At 73.4% G+C, this 18,443-nt stretch carries 16 protein-coding genes; 9 read left to right on the forward strand and 7 right to left on the reverse strand.

Annotated features, from left to right (window positions below):
• The 3 genes from ACFCV8_RS28705 to ACFCV8_RS28715 all read left to right on the forward strand — a co-directional run.
• Positions 1 to 291, forward strand: a 291-nt coding sequence (locus ACFCV8_RS28705; RefSeq protein ID WP_376688371.1) for an electron transfer flavoprotein subunit alpha/FixB family protein, incomplete at its 5' end; no start/stop codon positions are given.
• A 297-nt stretch (positions 292 to 588) separates the two neighbouring features.
• Positions 589 to 1,584, forward strand: a complete 996-nt coding sequence (locus ACFCV8_RS28710; protein WP_376688372.1) for a sporulation protein — start codon at positions 589 to 591, stop codon at positions 1,582 to 1,584.
• Positions 1,584 to 1,868, forward strand: a complete 285-nt coding sequence (locus ACFCV8_RS28715) for a twin-arginine translocase TatA/TatE family subunit (RefSeq protein WP_376688373.1) — start codon at positions 1,584 to 1,586, stop codon at positions 1,866 to 1,868. Before ACFCV8_RS28710 ends, ACFCV8_RS28715 begins: the two co-directional genes overlap by 1 nt.
• 14 nt (positions 1,869 to 1,882) lie before the next feature.
• On the opposite strand, the gene ACFCV8_RS28720 is transcribed toward ACFCV8_RS28715, so the two are convergent.
• Both ACFCV8_RS28720 and ACFCV8_RS28725 read right to left on the reverse strand, forming a co-directional pair.
• Positions 1,883 to 3,022: an endonuclease/exonuclease/phosphatase family protein gene (locus tag ACFCV8_RS28720; protein ID WP_376688374.1), complete on the reverse strand. Its 1,140-nt coding sequence runs from the start codon at positions 3,020 to 3,022 to the stop codon at positions 1,883 to 1,885.
• A 54-nt stretch (positions 3,023 to 3,076) separates the two neighbouring features.
• On the reverse strand, positions 3,077 to 3,700 hold the full coding sequence (locus tag ACFCV8_RS28725) for a M15 family metallopeptidase (protein ID WP_376688375.1): 624 nt from the start codon (positions 3,698 to 3,700) through the stop codon (positions 3,077 to 3,079).
• Between the two features lie 210 nt (positions 3,701 to 3,910).
• Here ACFCV8_RS28725 and ACFCV8_RS28730 point away from each other — a divergent pair, with 210 nt between their 5' ends.
• The gene (locus ACFCV8_RS28730) at positions 3,911 to 4,606 is read left to right on the forward strand and encodes a response regulator transcription factor (RefSeq protein ID WP_376688376.1); all 696 of its coding nucleotides are present in this window, start codon (positions 3,911 to 3,913) and stop codon (positions 4,604 to 4,606) included.
• The gene (locus ACFCV8_RS28735; RefSeq protein ID WP_376688377.1) at positions 4,603 to 5,763 is read left to right on the forward strand and encodes a sensor histidine kinase; all 1,161 of its coding nucleotides are present in this window, start codon (positions 4,603 to 4,605) and stop codon (positions 5,761 to 5,763) included. The genes ACFCV8_RS28730 and ACFCV8_RS28735 overlap by 4 nt, the downstream gene beginning before the upstream one ends.
• 51 nt (positions 5,764 to 5,814) lie before the next feature.
• On the opposite strand, the gene ACFCV8_RS28740 is transcribed toward ACFCV8_RS28735, so the two are convergent.
• A complete protein-coding gene (locus ACFCV8_RS28740) occupies positions 5,815 to 8,073 on the reverse strand; it encodes an NACHT domain-containing protein (RefSeq protein ID WP_376688378.1) in 2,259 nt (752 codons plus the stop codon).
• A gap of 8 nt (positions 8,074 to 8,081) precedes the next feature.
• Positions 8,082 to 8,978, reverse strand: coding sequence for a DUF6801 domain-containing protein (locus tag ACFCV8_RS28745; protein WP_376688379.1), 897 nt, complete (start codon positions 8,976 to 8,978; stop codon positions 8,082 to 8,084).
• A 358-nt stretch (positions 8,979 to 9,336) separates the two neighbouring features.
• Between ACFCV8_RS28745 and ACFCV8_RS28750 the strand changes: the two genes are divergently transcribed.
• Both ACFCV8_RS28750 and ACFCV8_RS28755 read left to right on the forward strand, forming a co-directional pair.
• Positions 9,337 to 10,320 (forward strand): helix-turn-helix domain-containing protein, encoded by a 984-nt coding sequence (locus tag ACFCV8_RS28750; RefSeq protein ID WP_376688380.1) that lies wholly within the window; start codon positions 9,337 to 9,339, stop codon positions 10,318 to 10,320.
• A gap of 409 nt (positions 10,321 to 10,729) precedes the next feature.
• Positions 10,730 to 11,785, forward strand: a complete 1,056-nt coding sequence (locus tag ACFCV8_RS28755; protein ID WP_376688381.1) for a biotin/lipoate A/B protein ligase family protein — start codon at positions 10,730 to 10,732, stop codon at positions 11,783 to 11,785.
• Positions 11,786 to 11,803: 18 nt separating this feature from the next.
• Here ACFCV8_RS28755 and ACFCV8_RS28760 read toward each other — a convergent pair whose 3' ends face one another.
• Together ACFCV8_RS28760 and ACFCV8_RS28765 are read right to left on the reverse strand one after the other, a co-directional pair.
• On the reverse strand, positions 11,804 to 14,347 hold the full coding sequence (locus ACFCV8_RS28760; RefSeq protein ID WP_376688382.1) for a SpoIIE family protein phosphatase: 2,544 nt from the start codon (positions 14,345 to 14,347) through the stop codon (positions 11,804 to 11,806).
• A gap of 80 nt (positions 14,348 to 14,427) precedes the next feature.
• Entirely contained in the window at positions 14,428 to 15,885 is a 1,458-nt protein-coding gene (locus ACFCV8_RS28765) for an amidase (RefSeq protein WP_376688383.1), read from the reverse strand.
• 241 nt (positions 15,886 to 16,126) lie between these two features.
• Between ACFCV8_RS28765 and ACFCV8_RS28770 the strand changes: the two genes are divergently transcribed.
• The gene (locus ACFCV8_RS28770) at positions 16,127 to 16,801 is read left to right on the forward strand and encodes a hypothetical protein (protein ID WP_376688384.1); all 675 of its coding nucleotides are present in this window, start codon (positions 16,127 to 16,129) and stop codon (positions 16,799 to 16,801) included.
• A complete protein-coding gene (locus ACFCV8_RS28775) occupies positions 16,798 to 17,829 on the forward strand; it encodes a nucleotidyl transferase AbiEii/AbiGii toxin family protein (RefSeq protein ID WP_376688385.1) in 1,032 nt (343 codons plus the stop codon). The genes ACFCV8_RS28770 and ACFCV8_RS28775 overlap by 4 nt, the downstream gene beginning before the upstream one ends.
• 66 nt (positions 17,830 to 17,895) lie before the next feature.
• On the opposite strand, the gene ACFCV8_RS28780 is transcribed toward ACFCV8_RS28775, so the two are convergent.
• A complete protein-coding gene (locus tag ACFCV8_RS28780) occupies positions 17,896 to 18,249 on the reverse strand; it encodes a hypothetical protein (RefSeq protein ID WP_376688386.1) in 354 nt (117 codons plus the stop codon).
• Between the last annotated feature and the right edge of the window lie 194 nt (positions 18,250 to 18,443).

Consider the following 18,443-nt stretch of genomic DNA (forward strand, 5'->3'; position numbering starts at 1 on the left):
TCGCTGGGTGCGGCGGTGGGTGCGTCGCGGGCTGCGGTGGACGCGGGCTGGTACCCGCACGCGAGCCAGGTCGGGCAGACGGGCAAGTCCGTCTCGCCGCAGCTGTACATCGCCTCGGGCATCTCGGGCGCGATCCAGCACCGGGCGGGCATGCAGACCTCGAAGACGATCGTCGCGATCAACAAGGACGCCGAGGCCCCGATCTTCGACCTCGTCGACTACGGCGTCGTGGGCGACCTCTTCCAGGTCGTGCCCCAGCTCACCGAGGAGATCAACACCCGCAAGGGCTGACACATCCCCGGGCAGGAACGGACGCGGGGCCGCGCGGTACACACACCGCACGGCCCCGCACCCGTTCCCGCCAGCACTCCGTCCAGCAAAAGCGCGGTAAAAGCACGGCAAAACGCGCACGTCAAGCAGGTCGTCAGACCTCCTGAGCGATCCTTTTCGGACTTTCCTGCCACCCGGGCCGCCACGGCCTGAGCGAGCCCCCTCGCCGGCTCTATGCTCTACACGTTTGTAGAGGACGGGAGCCGTTGTCGGCGTTCCCGGACTCCCCCGTACGCACATAAGGGAGTGGACGCCTCCATGGTGTTCAAACGACTGCTCGGCTCGCTCGGTGTGGGCGGACCCACCGTCGACACCGTCCTCACCACCGGAGCGGCCGCTCCGGGCGGTCCGCTGTCCGGTGAGGTCCGGCTCAAGGGCGGCAACGCCGATTTCGACATCGAGCACATCACGCTGGAACTCGTCGCCCGGGTGGAGGCCGAGCACGCGGAGGGCGAGGACGAACACGTCGTGGCCTTCGAGCGCTTCACCGTCGGCGGCGGCTTCCGACTGGCCGGGGGCGAGCACCTCGACGTCCCGTTCACGGTGATGCTGCCGTGGGAGACGCCGGTCACCGAGCTCTACGGACAGGACCTGGGCATCGTGCTCGGCGTGCGGACGGAGCTCTCGGTCGCCGGGGCCAAGGACAAGGGCGACCTCGACCGGCTCTCGGTGGGACCACTGCCGGTGCAGGAGGCGGTCCTCGAAGCGTTCGGACAGCTCGGTTTCGGCTTCAAGTCCGCGGACCTGGAGTACGGGCGGATCGGCGGCACCGGTCAGCAGCTCCCCTTCTACCAGGAGATCGAGCTGTCCCCGTCGCCGCAGTACGCGTACGCGTTCAAGGAGATCGAGGTGACCTTCCTGGCCACCGCGGGCGGCATGGAAGTGGTCCTGGAGGCCGACCGGCGCGGCGGGCACGACGCGCTCACCCGGTTCACCGTCGCGCACGACGGTGTCCACCACCAGGACTGGCGGGCACTCGTCGACGGCTGGCTGCGGCAACTGGCCGAACACCACTCGGTGTACGCGGAGGGCTCCGCGTACGGGCACGGCGCCCCGTATGCCGGCCATCACGGTGATCACCACGGCCACCACGACGACGGCCACCGCTCGGGCCCCGGCCTGGGCACGGCCGTCGCGGTGGGCGCGGCCGGACTCGCCGTCGGCGTCGTCGGCGGCCTGGTCGCCGCCGAAGTCGTCGACGAGGTGGGGGACTTCTTCGAGGGCGACGACGATGACGAGGAGGGTGACGACTGATGTTCGGTATCAGCGAGTTCGCCGTCGTCCTGATCGTGGTGATCCTCCTCCTGGGCGCCAAGAAGCTCCCCGAACTGGCCCGTTCCGCGGGCAAGTCGGCGCGCATCCTCAAGGCCGAGGCCAAGGCGATGAAGGAGCCTCGGGCCCCTGGGGCGGAGCAGCGGACGGAACAGGCGGCGGAGCAGGGCGCGCCCCTGATCATCCGTGGCGAGACCGTGGCCCGGCACGACGCCACCGCTCCCGTCCCCGCGCCGGAGCGCGACCAGGGGCCGTCCCGCCCCTGACACCGCGTCACCGGTCACATCCTGAGCCCGGCGGCGACCGGACGGTGGTCGCTGCCGGTGGCGGGGAGGGTCCAGGCCTCGACGGGGGTGAGGCCACGGGTCAGGATGTGGTCGATCCGGGCCAGCGGGAAGGCGGCGGGCCAGCTGAAGCCGAAGCCGCCGCCCGCCCGGCCACCGACCGGGGCCAGCCGGGACATCAGTGGGGCGAGTCCGCGATCGGCGGCGGTGCCGTTGAGGTCGCCCAGCAGGAGGATCCTGCGCTGCCGCTCGTCGTCGAGGGCCGAGGCGAGCGCGGTAAGGGTCTCGTCGCGGCGGGCAGTGGCGAAGCCGTACGCGCCGACGCGGACCGAGGGCAGGTGGACCACGTAGACGGCGAGGGGGCCGTTCGGCCCCCGGACCAGGGCGCGCAGGGAACGGCTCCAGCCGGGGTCGATGGTGACGCGCCTGACTTCGGCGAGCGGGTAGCGGCTCCACAGGGCGACGGTGCCGATGTGCACGGAGTGCGGGAGCCTGCCGTCCAGTTCTTTCCGGTACGCGGGCAGGGCTTCGTCGGTGATCTCCTCCAGTGCCACCAGATCGGGGTCGGCGGCGAGCAGGGTCCGGGCGGTGGCGGCGGGGTGCGGGTTGGCCGCGTCGACGTTGTGGGTGACGACGGTCAGGTCCGGCTCGGCGCCTTCGGGCCCGCCGAGGAACAGGGGCGCGAACGAGGCGGCCCACACGGCACCGAGCAGGAGAGCGGCGACGACGGCCGGCACGGACCACCGGGCCAGAGCGACCAGGAGCAGCACCGGTACGGCGAGGCCGGACCAGGGCAGCACGGTCTCCAGCAGGCCGCCGGGGTTGCCCGGTACATCCGGCACGAGCGAGTGCCCGAGCAGCAGCGACCCGGTCACCGCCGCGGCGGCGCACAGGAGCAGGTCCCCGCGTCGCAGGCGCCGCGGGCGGCGGCCGGGTGCGGCCGGGGCCGGTGGTTCGGCGGCCGGGCCGGCAGGGGCGGGCGGCCCCGCGACGGGGGCGGCGAAGGCCGCCGTTTCCGCGACAGGACCGGTAGGGGCGAGTGGCTCGGCGACGGGGCCGGGCGGCTCCGCGGCGGGGTCGGAGAAACCTCCACCGATGTACGTGTCGGGAAAGAGATCCTCGCGCGGATCGGCCATGGCGTGTCCTCGGGAAGTCGATGACGGAAAGGGAGCGTCGGAGGCGCGGGCCGGTCAGCCGGCCGCGTTGCGCAGCTGCGCCGGGCATTCGCCGCCGGGAGCGGTGAGCAGCTCGAAGTGCCACATCTCGTTGGTGTAGACCTGGCACAGGCCGTAGTCGGAGCCGTGCCGGACGAGCCAGTCGTCGGCGTCGGTGGGGCCGATGTCGACCGCCTTGCCCGACACGTGTGCCGACTTCCCCGGGGTGTTCACGTACTGCCTCGCCACCTCGGCGCTCCCGTACTTCTCGGTCGCCTCGTCGAGCAGGCGCTGCTGGTGTTCCGCGGAGCGCCGGCCGGAGGTGATCCGGAATTCGACGCCGTCCCGGCGGGCGTCCCGGGCGGCCCGCTGCACGGCCTTCAGCAGGTGCGCGTCCAGTCGGCCGACCGCCGGGTGCCGGGTGTCGAAGGGGGTGAGCGCGCGGCCCTCGGGAGGATCGTCGGAGCTCTCACCTCGCTGGTCCGCGGCGGCCGGTGCGGGCGGTGCCGGCGGTGCGGGCGGTGTGCTCGCAGTCGTCCCAGTGCCCCGGGCCGCCGCCAGCGCCACCAGCACAGCGGCCGCGCCCGCCGCCACGGCGGTCCGGACGGGAAAACGCAGCCCCGCCCGGGCGGGGCGGTGTGCGGTGGGGTCGTCGTGCATGGTCGTCGCCTCCGGGCGTCCCGGGCCGTGCGGCGGGGTGCCGCGGGCCGATGCCACGAGTGAACGGCGGGCGGTGTTGTCGGGCCGTTTCGGTTTCCCGATACGTTTTCGATATCCCCGTACCGTTTCCATGTCCCCGTACCGTTTCCACGGGGGCGGTACGACGGGCCGGTGGCCGGCCCGGTGAAGAGTGGAGCAGGAGAGACCGTCATGCGGGTGCTGATTGTCGAGGACGAGCTGTATCTCGCCGAGGCGGTACAGGCGGGGCTGAGGCTCGAAGCCATCGCCTCCGACATCGCCGGCGACGGGGACACCGCCCTGGAGCGCCTCGGGGTGAACGAGTACGACGTCGTCGTGCTCGACCGCGACATACCCGGCACGCACGGTGACGACGTGTGCCGGATCATCGTGGAACGGGACCTCGGCTGCCGGGTGCTCATGCTGACCGCGGCGGGGCTGATCAACGAGAAGGTCGCCGGGTTCGAGATCGGTGCCGACGACTACCTCACGAAGCCCTTCGACCTGAAGGAGCTGGTGGTGCGCCTCCGCTCGTTGGCCAGGCGGCCCAAGGACAGCACACCGCCCGTCAGCGAGTACGCCGGAATCCGGCTGGACCCGTTCCGGCGCGAGGTCTTCCGCGACGGCCGGTACGTGGCGCTCACCAGGAAGCAGTTCGCGGTCCTGGAGGTCCTGATGACCGCACGCGGCGGCGTCGTCAGCGCCGAGACCCTGCTGGAGAGGGCCTGGGACGAGAACGCCGACCCGTTCACCAACGCGGTCCGCATCACCATGTCCACCCTCCGTAAACGGCTGGGGGAACCGTGGGCCATCCACACCGTGCCCGGCGTCGGGTACCGCCTCGCCGAACCGGCCGGCCCCCTCGGCTCGACGGGACACGGCCAGTGACGCGGGCGTCGGGCGGCGACGACGGCGGCGCGACGGAGGAGCCCGCGCGGTCCCGGCGGCCCCGTCGGCTGACCGCCCGGATGAAGCTCACCCTCACCTACGCGCTGTTCGTCGTCGTCGCCGGGGCGTTCACCCTGATCGTGGTCTACCTGGCCATGCGCTTCGTGCCGTACTACCCGCTGGCCGACGTGAACCCCCAGGCCGCGGCCATCGCCACCCGCCCGGACATCCTCCGCGCCCTGGCCAAGGCATCCGCCGTCACCCTGCTGCTCCTCGCGCTCGTCGGGCTCGGTGTCGGCTGGCTCATCGCGGGGCGGGTGCTGAGGCCCCTCCAGGACATCACCCGGGCCGCCCGCCGGGCCGCCGGCGGCTCACTGGACCACCGTGTCGGGCTGACCGGCCCGCGCGACGAGTTCACCGAGCTGTCCGACACCTTCGACGACATGCTGGCCCGCCTCCAGCACTCCTTCGACGCCCAGCAGCGGTTCGCCGCCAACGCCTCGCACGAACTGCGCACCCCGCTCGCCGTCAGCCGCACCATGCTCGACGTGGCCGTCGCCGACCCCGACGGGCAGGACTACGGGCGCCTGGTCTCCCGGCTCCGCGAGACCAACCAGCGCGGCATCGACATCACCGACGCCCTGCTCCAGCTCTCCGCCCTCGACCACGCCCCGCCCGCCATGGAAGCCCTCGACCTCGCCGGCACCGCCCGGGGCGCGGTCGCCGCCGTACGCGAGGAGGCCCGCGCCCGCGGCGTCAGCCTGCACACCGACACCCGCCCGGCCCCGGTCACCGGCAACGGCGTACTGCTGCGCCAGCTCGCGCTGAACCTGCTCCACAACGCCGTGCGCCACAACCTGCCCGCCGACGGCTCCCTCTCGCTGACCACCGGCCCCGATCCGGCGCACGCCGGCCGTGTCCTGCTGACCGTCACCAACACCGGACCGCCCCTGTCCGCCACCGTCGACCGCCTCACCGAGCCCTTCCTGCGCGGCAGCGGCCGCCTGGCCGAACAGGACCCCACCCGACGAGGCCACGGCCTGGGCCTGGCCATCGTCGCCGGCATCGTCCGCGCCCACCACGGGGAGCTGGCCCTCACCGCCAACCCCGGCGGCGGCCTCACCGTACGGGTGTCGCTCCCGGCCGGCAGGGCCTGAACGGGGACCGGGCGGGAGCCGCGCGGAGCCGGACCGCGCAGCGATGCCCGGTCACAACGTCGCGTCCGGGCCCGGATTCGGGTCCGGATTCGGGTCCGGGACCGGGTCCGGACTCGCGGGGAAGCGGGGCGGCCCGGCGGGGCGCGGGGGTGTCGCGGGAGGGGCGAGGAAGTCCTGGAGCTCGCGGTGGCGGAACTGGTAGGCGATCCCGGCGGTACGCATCAGACCCGCGTCGCAGCACCAGTCGAGGAACCGGCCGGGACGCCAGGGCAGTGGTGTGCCGGACCGGCCGCGGGTGCAGAGCAGGAGAGCCGCGTAACGGACGCCCGCGGCGCCGAGGCCCGGACCGGCCCCGGTCCTGAACAGGGGGCCGAACGCCCGCCAGGGCCGGAACAGCGAGTCGAACGCGCCCCGGTAGCCGCACCGGAACAGGCGGTTGTAGAGCAGCGCGAGCACCCGCCCGCCGCCGAGGCCGAACAGGGTCATGTAGATGAGGACGGCCCCGAACGCGAGCACGGGGCTCAGGGCGAACCAGTAGAAGGGGACGAACCCCAGTCCGACCACGAGACCGGTGACGACCCCGGACATCAGGTCCTCCCCCACCATGTCGCGCGGCGACGCGTTCCCGCGCGGCTTGCGCGTCTCGGGCACGTCCGAGAGCACACCCGCCAGCCCGGCCCCGACCATCGCCCCGCCGACGAGCCCCACCACCGCCCCGTACACCAGTCCGATCACCAGCCCGACGACGTTCCCGATGTCGAGCACGACGATCAGCGCTCCCCAGAAGAGCCCGCCCACGAGCCCGTTCACCAACTGGCGTCTGGCGTCCCGGGTCTTGACGGACACCCGCTCCAGCCGGGACGGGACCGGCCAGGGCGGGACCGCCACGAGAAGGCCGCCCACCGCCATGAGCGCCACGTTCGTCGCGTACCTGCCCCACGAGTCGAGCAGACCGGCGGACAGGTCGGCGGCGGCCCACACCCCGACGGTCAGCAGGACGTGGACGGTGCGGGCCCGGCGGCCGACGAGCGGCCACAGTTCGTGCAGGACGACGTCGGTGTTGGACAGACGCCGTCCGGCCACCTCCCGGCCGTCGGCGTTGCTTCTCAGGTATTCGGCGAGGGTCTTCAGCCAGGTGCTCACCTGCTGCTGGGTGTACGGCGATGCCGGGTCGCCGGGCGGGGAGGCCGTGCGGACGAACAGGTTCAGCAGGTGGTCCCGGACCTGCTCGGGAGTCGTCCAGGGGAAGTCCTTCAGCCGGTCGGGATCACGGACCCAGCCGTCGTCCGGGTCGCGTTCGTCGTAGACGGCGAAGGCCAGCGTCAGCCGCCAGGGCGTGGACAGGCCCCGGGCCAGGACGCCGTTCCGATCGCCGCGGAGTGCGGCCAGAACTCCGCTCCAGCGCTCCAGACGGGGGCCCGTGTCGGCCCGGGCGGTGAGGAACTCCTCGGCCGCGGCCGGGTTGACGGGGGTGATGCTGATGCGGCCGGCGTCCTGCGCCTGCAGGCCCTTGTTCGTCAGAGCGTCGTACGGGTCACTGCGGCAGGTGAGGACGAGGCGGCCCTTGGCGGTGCCGTGGAGGTAGTCGTTCATGGCCTTCAGCGCGGCAGCGGCGCGGGAATGGGCTCCGGGGATCTCCCCGGCGTCCATCTCGTCGAGCCCGTCGAGCACCGGAAGGACCAGGCGGGCCCTGACCAGAGCGGTCGCCGTGGCGGGGCGCAGCCGGTAGACACGGGTGAGCTGCTCGGCGAGCCAGGTCCCGAGCGTGCTCCGGCCGGGGTCGAAGGTGGACAGCGACAGCCGTACGGGAACGGGGTCCTCCGGGGCCCGGCCCTCCAGCAACAGCAGTGCGAGGTGGAGGGCGAGCACGGTCTTGCCGGCTCCGGGTGCGCCGGTGATGACGAGGCGGCCGGAGGGCAGGGCACGGTAGTGGTCGGCGATGCCCTTCAAGGTTCTGTCGGGCGCCGCGTCCGCGGTCCGGCCGGCCGGGGAGGGCAGGATGTTGTACCCGACATCGATGGTCCGCACGCTGCCGCCGAGGAGTCGCTTGTGGATCTCCTGCTCGCGGTCCATGACACTGACGGCGAGGCGGGCGGCGTTCCCGATGTCGTCGGTGTTCTCCCACTTCTGGGCGGACGTCCCCTGGTTGAGGCCCGCGACCGTCAGCAGCAGGCCGGCCATCCCGATCACCAGACCGCCCGGGTCCACGTCCCCGGTCCCCGCCCGGACGGCCATGACGACCGACACCGCCAGGGCCGGCACCGCCAGCATCCACCAGCCCCACCCCGCTTGGCGGACGGTGCCGGACATCCCTCTGGTCACTTGTGGCGCGAGCGGAAGCGGAACGCCGCGGCCGTGGCGACGGCGCCCAGGGCGACGGTTCCCGCGGCCAGCGTGATCAGGGTCCCGGTGGACCGGCTGCCGGTCTCGGCCATGGCTCCGGAGGGGCCGGCCGGGTCCTTCCCGGTCGTGCCCGGCTTCGCGTCGCCGCCCTGGTCCTGCGCGCCGGTGGTGCCGGAGGTGGCCGTTCCGGCGGTCCCGGACGGCGCCGGGGCCGTCGTGCTTCCCGCCCTGGTGACCTCGAACGATGCGACGACGTCGTTCTGATCGGGGTCCAGCGCGCACGGCAGGTTGAGATTGACGGTCACGGGGCCCGCGCTCGCGGCGACGTGCGCCTTGAGGTCGCCGACGGTGATCTTCGCCTTGCCCGGTTCGTCGAAGGTCCGTGCCGGCGCCTCGCCGGTCGCCTTGATCTGGAACGGTCCGGACGCCGGGATGCGGGTCCTGGTCATCCGGAACCGAACGCTGAGGGGCGTGGCCTTGCCCGCCACCGTGACACGGGTCTTCACATCGGCGGTGCCGGAGATGCTGGTGACGTGGAACTTGCGCAGCTCGTCCGCGTCGGCGGCGCTCACCGGAACCGTCGCGCGGATGACGAACTTCGGGGTGGGCTCGCCGACCACGGCCGACTCGGGGACGTTCGCGTCGATCCTCACCTCGCCCTGCCGCTGTTCGTCCTCCGAAACCGCGCAGGTGTACCGCAGCGCGGGCGCCGCCGGGGCCGCGACCGCGGCCGCGGCCCCGAAGATCCCCACGCCCGTGCCCGCGACGCCCGCGGCCGCCAGCAGCCCCCAGGCCCTGCGCCCCAGGGTGGCGCGGGGTGCCCCGCGCCGCTCGCACGGGTGCGGGTTCCGGGTCAGTTCGTCACTTGCCATCTCGGTCCTCAATCAGGTGCTCGGGCCTCGGGTACCCGGGATTCCGGCGCGGGGTCCACGGGTCCCTCGGCAGGCATGGATCCGGCCCGCCCTCACGCGCACGGCGGACTCCGGGGGACCACCGTAGGGCTGGATGCGATGCCCGGAATTGCGCATGTGCGTAAAGAAGTTGCCGCAGCGCGCAGCACAACGCTTTTGACGTACACCTGTTCGCATCGAGCCGGTCGCTGCGCACTGCCCGGCCTCGCCGCCGTCCACTACACTATTGCGGCGCCACCGGGTGGGATTCATACCCTGGGAACGGAAACCGAATCCAGGTATGCACACGGCGAGAAGGCCGCTGCGAAAGGTGTCTGCGATGGCCTCGGGAAATTACACGGTGAGTTCATGCACGACCCAGGACGTGGAGTCGGGCGAGCGCGCCGAATTCTGGGGCGTGCATGTGACGTCGCATCAAGGCCGGATGGGCTACCGGTATTCGCGCACCGACGACTTCCGGGCGGGAATGATCTGGCAGCGCACCGACACCTACCAGCTGGTCCAGTGGTGGGCGGAGACGGTCAAGTACATCCGGACCCCGAACCACGCGCGGCGCCACCCGGACGAGGACTACCGCCTGGTGCTGCCGGTCACCGGGGAGCTGGTGCTGCGTCAGAACGGACAGGAGGTGCGCCTGGAGCCGAGGACGGGGTGCCTGCTCACGTTCGCCACTCCGTTCGAGGTCCTGCAGGCCGACTCCACGCGGGCGTTCATCATGACGATCCCCGCCCCGGCGGTGAACGGGCCGCTGAACCGGTCGTCGCCGTTCACCATGGGCCTCGACCTGGGCACGGGCCTGGGCCGGGTGGTGGGCGCCATGATGACCGGCCTGCACGCGGAGCGCGACACCTTCAGCAGCGCCCAGTTCGACGCCGTGTCGGACCGGATGGTCGAGCTGCTGTGCATGCTCGCCGCGGGGGACGACCGCCCCACCCCGCCGGGCCACCTGGCGGAGGTGGAGGCGGTGGTACGCCGCTACGCCCGCGAGCACGCGGCCGACCCCCACCTGAGCGGCGCCGCCATGGCACAGGCCCTGGGCTGGTCGCTGCGCCAGGTGCAGCTGGCCCTCCAGCGCGCCGGGACGACCCCCCGCGACCTGATCCGCGAGGAGCGGCTGTGCCTGGTACGGGACCGGCTGCGGGCTCCCGCGTACCGGCACATGAGCATCACCGCGCTCGCGTACGCGTCGGGATTCTCCTCCTCCAGCGCGCTCAGCAAGGCGTTCCGGCAGCGTTTCGGGATGTGCCCGCGCGAAACGCGGCACCTGGGTCCGCCGCCCGCCGACGAGCCGCCCCGGAAATGACCGGAAACCGCCGGGCTTCCGGGCTCTTTCCGGCCACGACGGCGGACCGTCCGGCCCGCGGAACAACATGATGTGCAACCGCTTTTTCGGAGAACCCCGAATCCCGGCACCCGCACCACCGAACCCCGCGCGGAAAGACGATCACAGGGATATTCTCCGGGGCTCCGGACTCTTCCTCCCGGCCGGAAACCCGCCTCCCACAACTCCGGCACGGCTCGCCCTTGGTGGTACGTGACGCCGGAAAGCGTTTTGCGTATTCGCTCACCGGGCGCAGCCCCGGCTTCGGCCGGCCGCTCGCCGGAGGCAGGTGGGCACTAGAGTGCCGTGTGGAGCGTGTGCGCGTCCGGTCCGTGTCGGGGCAACAGGCTCCGGGGCCGTGCCGCGCACCGGACGGGAAGGGACCGGATCCGTGCACGGTGAGTACAAAGTCCCCGGCGGCAAGCTCGTCGTGGTGGATCTCGATGTCGAGGGCGGGGCGTTGCGCCATGTGCGGGTGGCCGGGGACTTCTTCCTCGAACCCGACGAGGCGATCCTCGCGATCGACGCGGCGCTGGAGGGCGCCCCGGCGAACACCGACACCGCCGGCCTCGCCGCCCGGATCGACGCGGCACTCCCCGCTTCGACCGTGATGCTCGGCCTCACCTCCGAAGGCGTCGCCATCGCCGTGCGCCGGGCCCTCGCGCACGCCACCGAGTGGAGCGACTACGACTGGCAGCTCATCCACGAACCGCCGCAGTCACCCGCGCTCCACATGGCCCTCGACGAGGTCATCACCGCCGAGGTCGCCGCGGGGCACCGCCCGCCGACGCTCCGCGTCTGGGAGTGGGCCTCCCCCGCCGTGATCATCGGCAGCTTCCAGTCGCTGCGCAACGAGGTCGACCCGCAGGGGGCCGAACGCCACGGTGTCACGGTGGTGCGGCGGATCTCCGGTGGCGGTGCCATGTTCGTGGAGCCGGGCAACACCATCACGTACTCGCTCTCGGTTCCCGATGCCCTGGTCTCCGGGCTGTCGTTCGCCGACAGTTACGCCTATCTCGACGACTGGGTGCTCGGCGCGCTCGGCGAGATGGGCATCAAGGCCTGGTACCAGCCGCTCAACGACATCGCCACCGAGGCCGGGAAGATCGCGGGCGCGGCCCAGAAGCGGGTGGTCGGCGGCGAGGGCGCGGTGCTGCACCACGTGACGATGTCGTACGACATCGACGCCGACAAGATGCTCGAAGTCCTGCGCATCGGCAAGGAGAAGCTCTCCGACAAGGGCACCAGCAGCGCGAAGAAGCGGGTCGACCCTCTCCGCCGGCAGACGGGGCTGCCGCGTGAGGTCGTCATCGAGCGGATGATCGACTCCTTCCGGGCCCGGCACGGTCTGACCCGGGGCACGGTGACGGAGGCGGAGATGGCGCGCGCCGAGGAGCTGGTGCGGACGAAGTTCTCCACCGAGGAGTGGACCGCGCGGGTGCCGTGAGCAGTGGCCCCGGGAGGGTCAGGGCGAGGTGGCCGGGAGTTCCTGCTCGGTCCAGATGATCTTGCCGTCGGTGGTGTAGCGGGTGCCCCAGCGGCGGGTGAGCTGGGCCACGAGAAAGAGGCCGCGGCCGCCCTCGTCCGTGGTGCGGGCGTGCCTGAGCCGGGGCGAGGTGCTGCTGGTGTCGGAGACCTCGCAGGTCAGGACGGACTGGCGGAGCAGCCGGAGCCGGATCGGGCCGGTGGCGTAGCGCACCGCGTTGGTGACGAGCTCGCTGACGATCAGCTCGGTCGTCATCGCCAGTTCGTCCAGGTCCCAGGCGCTCAGCTGCCGGGCGGCCTCGGCGCGGGCCCCGGCGACGGCGGCCGGGTCGGTGGGGATCTCCCACGAGGCGACGTGGTCGGGGCTCAGTTCGTGGGTACGGGCCAGGAGCAGGGCGACGTCGTCGGGCTGCGGGACCGGGACGAGCTGTTCCACGACCGTCGCGCAGAGGGCGTCGAGGGAGAGGCCGCGCTGGGCGAGGGCGCCGCCGAGTCGGGACATGCCCAGTTCGGGGTCCCGGTCGCGGCCCTCGATCAGCCCGTCGGTGTAGAGGCCGATGAGGCTTCCCTCGGGGAGGGTGACCGCGGCCGTTTCGAACGGCATCGTGCCCAGTCCGAGCGGGGGCCCGGCGGGCAGTTCGGGGAAGCTGACGCGCCCGTCCGGGGCGACGACCACGGGCGGCGGGTGGCCGGCCCGTGCCATGGTGCACCGCTGGGTGACCGGGTCGTACACCGCGTAGAGACAGGTGGCGCCGAGCACCGGGGGGCCGCCCCGCCCGTCCCCCTCGGGTTCCTCGTCGCTCAGCCGGAGCACCAGGTCGTCGAGGTGGGCGAGGAGCTCGTCGGGCGGCAGGTCCATGTCGGCGAGGGTGTGGACCGCGGTGCGGAGGCGACCCATGGTGGCGGCCGCGCCGATGCCGTGGCCGACGACGTCGCCGACGACCAGGGCGACCCGGGCGCCGGACAGCGGGATCACGTCGAACCAGTCGCCCCCGACACCGTCCTTGGCGTCGGCCGGGAGATAGGAGGAGGCCACGTCCAGGGCCGTTCCGGCGGGCAGGGTGTGCGGGAGCAGGCTGCGCTGCAGGGTCAGCGCGGAGGTGTGCTCCTGGGTGTAGCGGCGGGCGTTGTCCACGCACACGGCAGCCCGTGCCACCATCTCGCGGGCCGGCAGGACGTCGTCCGGTTCGAAGGGGGCGGGGTTCGTCGACCGGATGAAGGTGGTCAGGCCGAGCACCGTGTCCCGGGCCCGCATCGGCACGCAGATCAGGGAGTGGAGCCCGTGCGTACGGATGCTGGCCGCCCGGGCGGGCTGGTCGGCCAGCCAGGCGTGGTCGTCGGGGTCGAGCACGGGGATGAGGACGGGTTCGCCGTCGACGAGGAACCGGAGGTCGTGGGGCGGGGGCAGGAAGTCCACCGGGTCGCCGATGCGGCTGATGGCCTCCGGGCAGCCCTCGCGTACGGAGCTCATCCCGGCGCGGCGCATCCTCGGCTGCCGGGCGGTGCCCGTCGGGGCAGCGACGGTGGTGGCGGTGCGGGTGAGTTCCGGGGCGGACAGGCCGACGCCCGGGGGCCAGGTCCCGGGGTCGTCGGGGCTGACGACCGGTTCCAGCAGGTCGACGAGGACGAGGTCGGCGAAGCGCGGCACCGCGAAGTCGGCAAGTTCCTGCGCGGTGCGCAGGACGTCGAGGGTGGAGCCGATGCTGGCACTGGCGTCGTTTACCAGGGCCAGCCGCTGCTGGGCGTTCCACCGGTCGGTGACGTCCAGCACCATGTAGCACAGGCCGGTGACCTGCCCTTCGGAGTCGGTCAGCGGCAGGTACGACGTGGAGTAGGCGTGCTCGCGGTGCGGATCGGCCCAGGTCCAGCCCAGGTACTCGTAGTCGATGACGGGCACCCCGGTGTCCAGCACGCCGCGCATCAGGGTCTCGATGGATTCCGCCTCCAGCCCCGGGAGGACCTCGCTCAGTCTGCGGCCCACCCGGTGCTCGCGCGGTACGCCGCTGAAGCGTTCCAGGGTGTCGTTCATCCAGACGTAGTGCAGGTCCGGGTCCATCACCGCCATGCCGATGGGCGATCCGGCGAGGAACGCGTCGAGCACGGACTGCCCGACGATCCGCTCGGGCCGCCGTTCGCGGCCGGAGACCAGGAAGCACTCCCGGCCGTCCAGGTGGAAGGAGGCCGAGACCCGCAGGTCCAGCTCGATCCGGCCGCCGTCGCGGCGCCGCACGTCGGCGACGCCCCGCCAGCCCACGCCCGCGCGGCAGCGCTCGGCGATCCCGGCCACCCGGACGGGGTCGTCGGGCATGTCGAGCAGGAATCCGGCGGAGCGACCGACCACCTCGGCCGCGCGGTACCCCAGGAGGTCCTGGGCGCTGCGCGTCCAGCCGACGACCGTGCCGGTCCCGGCGACCACCGCCGTGGCGTCGCTCGCCGTGTCGTAGGCGTACCGGGAAGTGCCGGGCCGGGCGGATTCGGCGCCGGGCTCCGGTTGCGGGCCTGGACACGCCATACGCGCCACCATCCCTCCGTTCCTTGTCCATGATCCCGCCTCGTGCGGTGTGACGCGAGCAAGGCGGGGCCAGGAGCGGGAGCGGGGAGCGGTCAGATCCCGTCCGGGGCCGGGGGCCGGTGTTCGTACCAGCGGCGGTCGGCCTCCAGCTGGGCGGCGAGCGAGATCAGCTGTTCCTCGCTGCGCGACGGGCCGAGGAGCTGTGCCCCGACCGGCAGCCCGGCGGAGGTGAAGCCCGCCGGTACGTTGATGCCCGGCCAGCCCAGGACGTTCCAGGGCCAGGCGTACGGGCAGGTCTCGGCCATGGCCAGGTCGGTGCGCCAGGCGCTCAGCCCGTCGAACCTGCCGATCGGGGGCGGGGGCAGGGCGGTCGTGGGGGTCAGCAGGACGTCGTATCCGGCGCCGCGGCTTTGGGGGCGGCGGAAGAAGGCGCCGATCCTGCGGTGCTGGTGCACCTCGCGCTCCCTCGCCGCGCGGACGGCCCGGCCGCCGAGCCGGGTGCCGGTGCGCAGGGCGCTGCGGGTGCGCGGGTCGAGGAGGGCGGGTGCGGGGTGGCGGGCGGCGAGTTCGGCGATCCCGGCGGTGGCGCGGGGGACGAAGCCGAGGCCGATCAGCCCGTACCGGGGCCTGGCGGCCTCGACGTCGTGGCCGAGGCGGGCGAGGGCTTGGGCCAGGTCGAGAACGGCCCGGCGCACCTCGGGGTGGGGCGCGGAGCCGGTGAGGGTGAGCGGGGGGCGCCAGGCGAGGGCGATGCGCAGCCGGCCGGGCTCGCGCCGGGCGGCGTCCGCGGCGGCGACGGGCGGCGGACGGTACGGGTCGTCGGGGTGGGAACCGGCGACCGCGTCGAGCAGCAGCGCGGCGTCGGCGACGGTCCGGGCGAGCGGTCCGTTGACGGTCAGGCCCTGGAAGGCGTCGGAGTGCGGGTGGACGGAGATCCTTCCGCGCTGGGGCTTGATGCCGACCAGGTGGGTCCAGGCCGCCGGGATGCGGACGGACCCGGCGCCGTCCGAGCCGAGCGCCGCGGGTACGAGCCCGGCCGCGACGGCCGCGGCGGAGCCGCCCGACGAGCCGCCGGGGGTGTGGCCGGTGTGCCAGGGGTTGCGGGTGGCGCCGAAGGCGCGGCCCTCGGTGAACGGCCACTGGCCGAGCTCGCAGGCGTTGGTCTTCCCCACGATCACGGCTCCGGCGGCCCGCAGCCTGCGTACGGCCTCGCTGTCCGCGGTCGCGGCGGGCAGGTCGCCGTCGCAGCCGAAGTAGGTGGGCATCCCGAGGACGTCGGTGTCGTCCTTGACCGCGACCGGCACCCCGAGCAGCGGCAGCCGCTCCCCCGCCGCGAGCCGCCGGTCGGCCTCGGCGGCCTCGGCGAGCGCGGCCTCGGCACGTACCTGCCGGAAGGCATTGAGGCGGTGGCAGCTCGCCTCGATGCGCTCCAGTGCGGCGGACACCTGCTCCACCGAGGTGGCGCGGCCCTCGGCCAGCTCCCGCGCGCTGTCGGCCAGTCCCCCCGGGGCGGCCGGTCCGGTCGTTTCCACGGTGTGCGGTGAGGACATGGGACGACCGCCTTCCTCGTATCGGCAGACACGTACGACGGTGCGACGGGTGCGCGGGGTACCCGTACGCCCGAACGAACTTACCGGAGGGTAACGACTGGGGTGCGGTCCGCTCAACCGTTCGGAGGAAAGTGACCGGGGTCCGCGCGGAAGGTGCTGCCGGGCTCGGAGGAGGACTGTCGGAGGGGCTTGCTACGTTCGGTCACGGACGGCGGGCAGGGGAAGTACGACGGGAGGGTCCGTGGAAGCGGAGTTCGAGGGCGAGTTCGAGACGCATCTGACGGTGCGTATCGATTCCCGCGCCGGTGAGGGGGCGGGGGCCGGGCGGGAGTTCGGCCGGCTGGAGCGCTGGGCGCGGGAGCGCGGTCTCGGGCTCACCCATATCGTGCTGGACCGCGGCGCCACCCCCGACCAGCCCATGCTGACCGAGCGGGGCCGCGGCACGCTCTCCGGGCAGCGGGCCGCCGCCGACCGCCGGGCGGCCGAGCTGCGCGCGGCGGGTTTCCCGGTCGTCCGGGTGAAGATCGAGGCCGCTCCGTGGAACGCGGACGTGCCGGGGAGCGCCGCCGAGGCCGCCGCGCTCCCGCCCGGTCTCCACTTCGAGCATCACGTCAAGCTGCTGCTGTCCGGCGAGCCGGAGGCGGACGTGGCCCGGCGGGTGGCCGAGCGGCACGGTGCGCGCCTGTCGCGCAACGCCCGCCGTCTCACCGGCCCCCGGAGCCATGAACGGTTCGTCACGCAGCGCTGCCACGCGGTGGGCCGCCCCGGGGCGCGGGCCGAACTCGACTCCCTGCTCGACGCGTTGCACGATGCCGGGCTCGAAGTGCTGGAGGTCGAGGAGGAGTTCGTCGTGCACGACGACCGTCCGGCGGTGGACGCGGGCTGGCTGGACGCACCGGCCGGGACGTCCCGGTGACCGCCGGGGACCGGCCGGTTCCCGGGGAGCCGGTGTTCGAGGACCCGGCGCTCGCCCCGCGCTGGCGGGCCGCCCGGCGCGCGGTCCAGGACCATCTGCTGCGGGTGGTCGCGGGTTCGCCCTGGGGCGAGGTCCTGGTGCTGCGGGGCAGTGTGCCGCTCCGGGCGTGGATGGGCGCGGCCGCCCGGGAGCCGGGTGATCTGGACTGGATCGTGCCGGAGCCCGGTGCCGCCGGTTTTCCCGACCCCTGCGACCCGTATCCGTACGTGGCGGGGATCGGGGAGGTGCAGCAGTGGCCGGAGGCCGCGCACGGGGCGGCCGCGCCCGAGCTGCTGACGGACGGCGAGTGCCATGACACCGCAGGCGCCCGGCCGGTGCTCGCGCCGGAGGGGCTGCGGTGGGCGGAGCCTGACGACCTGTCCCCGCCGTCCGACCTCGACGAGGAGGTGGCCGCCGCGCTGAGGGCCGGTCCGCCGCTGCCCCGGGGGATACACGTCGATCCGCTCCGGGTGTCGTTGGACAGGGAGTGGCTGTACCGGGAGTACGAGACACCCGGGGTGCGGGTCGTCGTGCCGTGGGAGGCCGATGGGCTGCCGCCGGGCGAGCTCGGGATGGACTTCGCGCGGGACGAGCGGCTGCCCGAGGCGCCGGTGTGGACGGCCTGCCCGCGGGGTGACGGCGGGCCGCCGACGCCGGTACGCACCGCGGGTCCGGGGCTCTCGCTCGCCTGGAAGCTGCTGTGGCTGGCCGAGGACCAGGAGTCGGAGGGCCGGTCGGGCGCCAAGGACCTGTACGACGCGGTGCTGCTCGCGGAGTACGGGCGTACGGTGCTGCCGCCCCGGCTGCTGCGTACGGTGCTGGGGCCGCACGCGGAGGGGTTCACGCCCTCGGCGGTGCTGGACTGGCTGGTGGACTGGGCGGCGTTCCGGGCCGCGCACCCGTGGGTGGAGGGCGGTCCGGACGGGCTGCGGGAGCGGCTGGCCGCCGCGCTGCCGCCGCTGCTGGAGCGGAGCGCGCGGCGGTCCTGATCCCCGTGCCGGGCCGGGGCCGCCCGGTCCGGCACGGGGCGGGTGCGGATCACCCGCCGCGCCCTGCTACGGCTGGACGCTGATCTCGCCGATCCCGGTGCCGATGTCGGCACAGTGCGCGGTGGACTGGCCGGACTGGCCGGGGGCGAGGGTGATGTGCTCCCCGTCCACGTCCGGGGCCCAGCCGCAGACCAGGTGCACCCAGAAGGTCTGCGTCGCGCCGCCGTCGTTGCTGCACAGCGCGTAGCCCGTGTAGTCGTCGACCGCGTGCTTACCGGTGTCGCAGGACAGGCCCGGTGGTGTCGCCGCGGCCGTCCCGGCGGTGACGACGGACACCGCAAGCGCGAGCGCGCCGGCCGCTCCGGCCGTGACGACGCCCCGGAGCACGGTCCTGGACACACTCCCCATCGACAGCTTCATGTGTGCTTGTTCCTCCTCGCTGGTGACGGACTCGGTGCGCCGACGACCTTTCCGGGCACCCGCGACGCAAAACACGGCAGAACATCACCGTACGCACATGCCGGGAGGAGTTGCCGCGCGACCGGGAGCAGGTCCGCGGAACCGGAGGGCAGGACGTCCGCCCGGGAGCCTCGGCCGCCGGTTCGGCTCCGGCC

Source organism: Streptomyces sp. NPDC056347, assembly GCF_042262625.1.
GTDB lineage: Bacteria > Actinomycetota > Actinomycetes > Streptomycetales > Streptomycetaceae > Streptomyces.

Excerpts from the sequence above, each read along its gene's own strand:
- ACFCV8_RS28710 (WP_376688372.1), top strand. The coding sequence starts at position 589 with ATGGTGTTCAAACGACTGCTCGGCTCGCTCGGTGTGGGCGGACCCACC.
- ACFCV8_RS28715 (WP_376688373.1), top strand. The coding sequence starts at position 1,584 with ATGTTCGGTATCAGCGAGTTCGCCGTCGTCCTGATCGTGGTGATCCTC.
- ACFCV8_RS28720 (WP_376688374.1), bottom strand. The coding sequence starts at position 3,022 with ATGGCCGATCCGCGCGAGGATCTCTTTCCCGACACGTACATCGGTGGA.
- ACFCV8_RS28725 (WP_376688375.1), bottom strand. The coding sequence starts at position 3,700 with ATGCACGACGACCCCACCGCACACCGCCCCGCCCGGGCGGGGCTGCGT.
- ACFCV8_RS28730 (WP_376688376.1), top strand. The coding sequence starts at position 3,911 with ATGCGGGTGCTGATTGTCGAGGACGAGCTGTATCTCGCCGAGGCGGTA.
- ACFCV8_RS28740 (WP_376688378.1), bottom strand. The coding sequence starts at position 8,073 with ATGTCCGGCACCGTCCGCCAAGCGGGGTGGGGCTGGTGGATGCTGGCG.
- ACFCV8_RS28745 (WP_376688379.1), bottom strand. The coding sequence starts at position 8,978 with ATGGCAAGTGACGAACTGACCCGGAACCCGCACCCGTGCGAGCGGCGC.
- ACFCV8_RS28750 (WP_376688380.1), top strand. The coding sequence starts at position 9,337 with ATGGCCTCGGGAAATTACACGGTGAGTTCATGCACGACCCAGGACGTG.
- ACFCV8_RS28760 (WP_376688382.1), bottom strand. The coding sequence starts at position 14,347 with ATGGTGGCGCGTATGGCGTGTCCAGGCCCGCAACCGGAGCCCGGCGCC.
- ACFCV8_RS28765 (WP_376688383.1), bottom strand. The coding sequence starts at position 15,885 with ATGTCCTCACCGCACACCGTGGAAACGACCGGACCGGCCGCCCCGGGG.
- ACFCV8_RS28780 (WP_376688386.1), bottom strand. The coding sequence starts at position 18,249 with ATGAAGCTGTCGATGGGGAGTGTGTCCAGGACCGTGCTCCGGGGCGTC.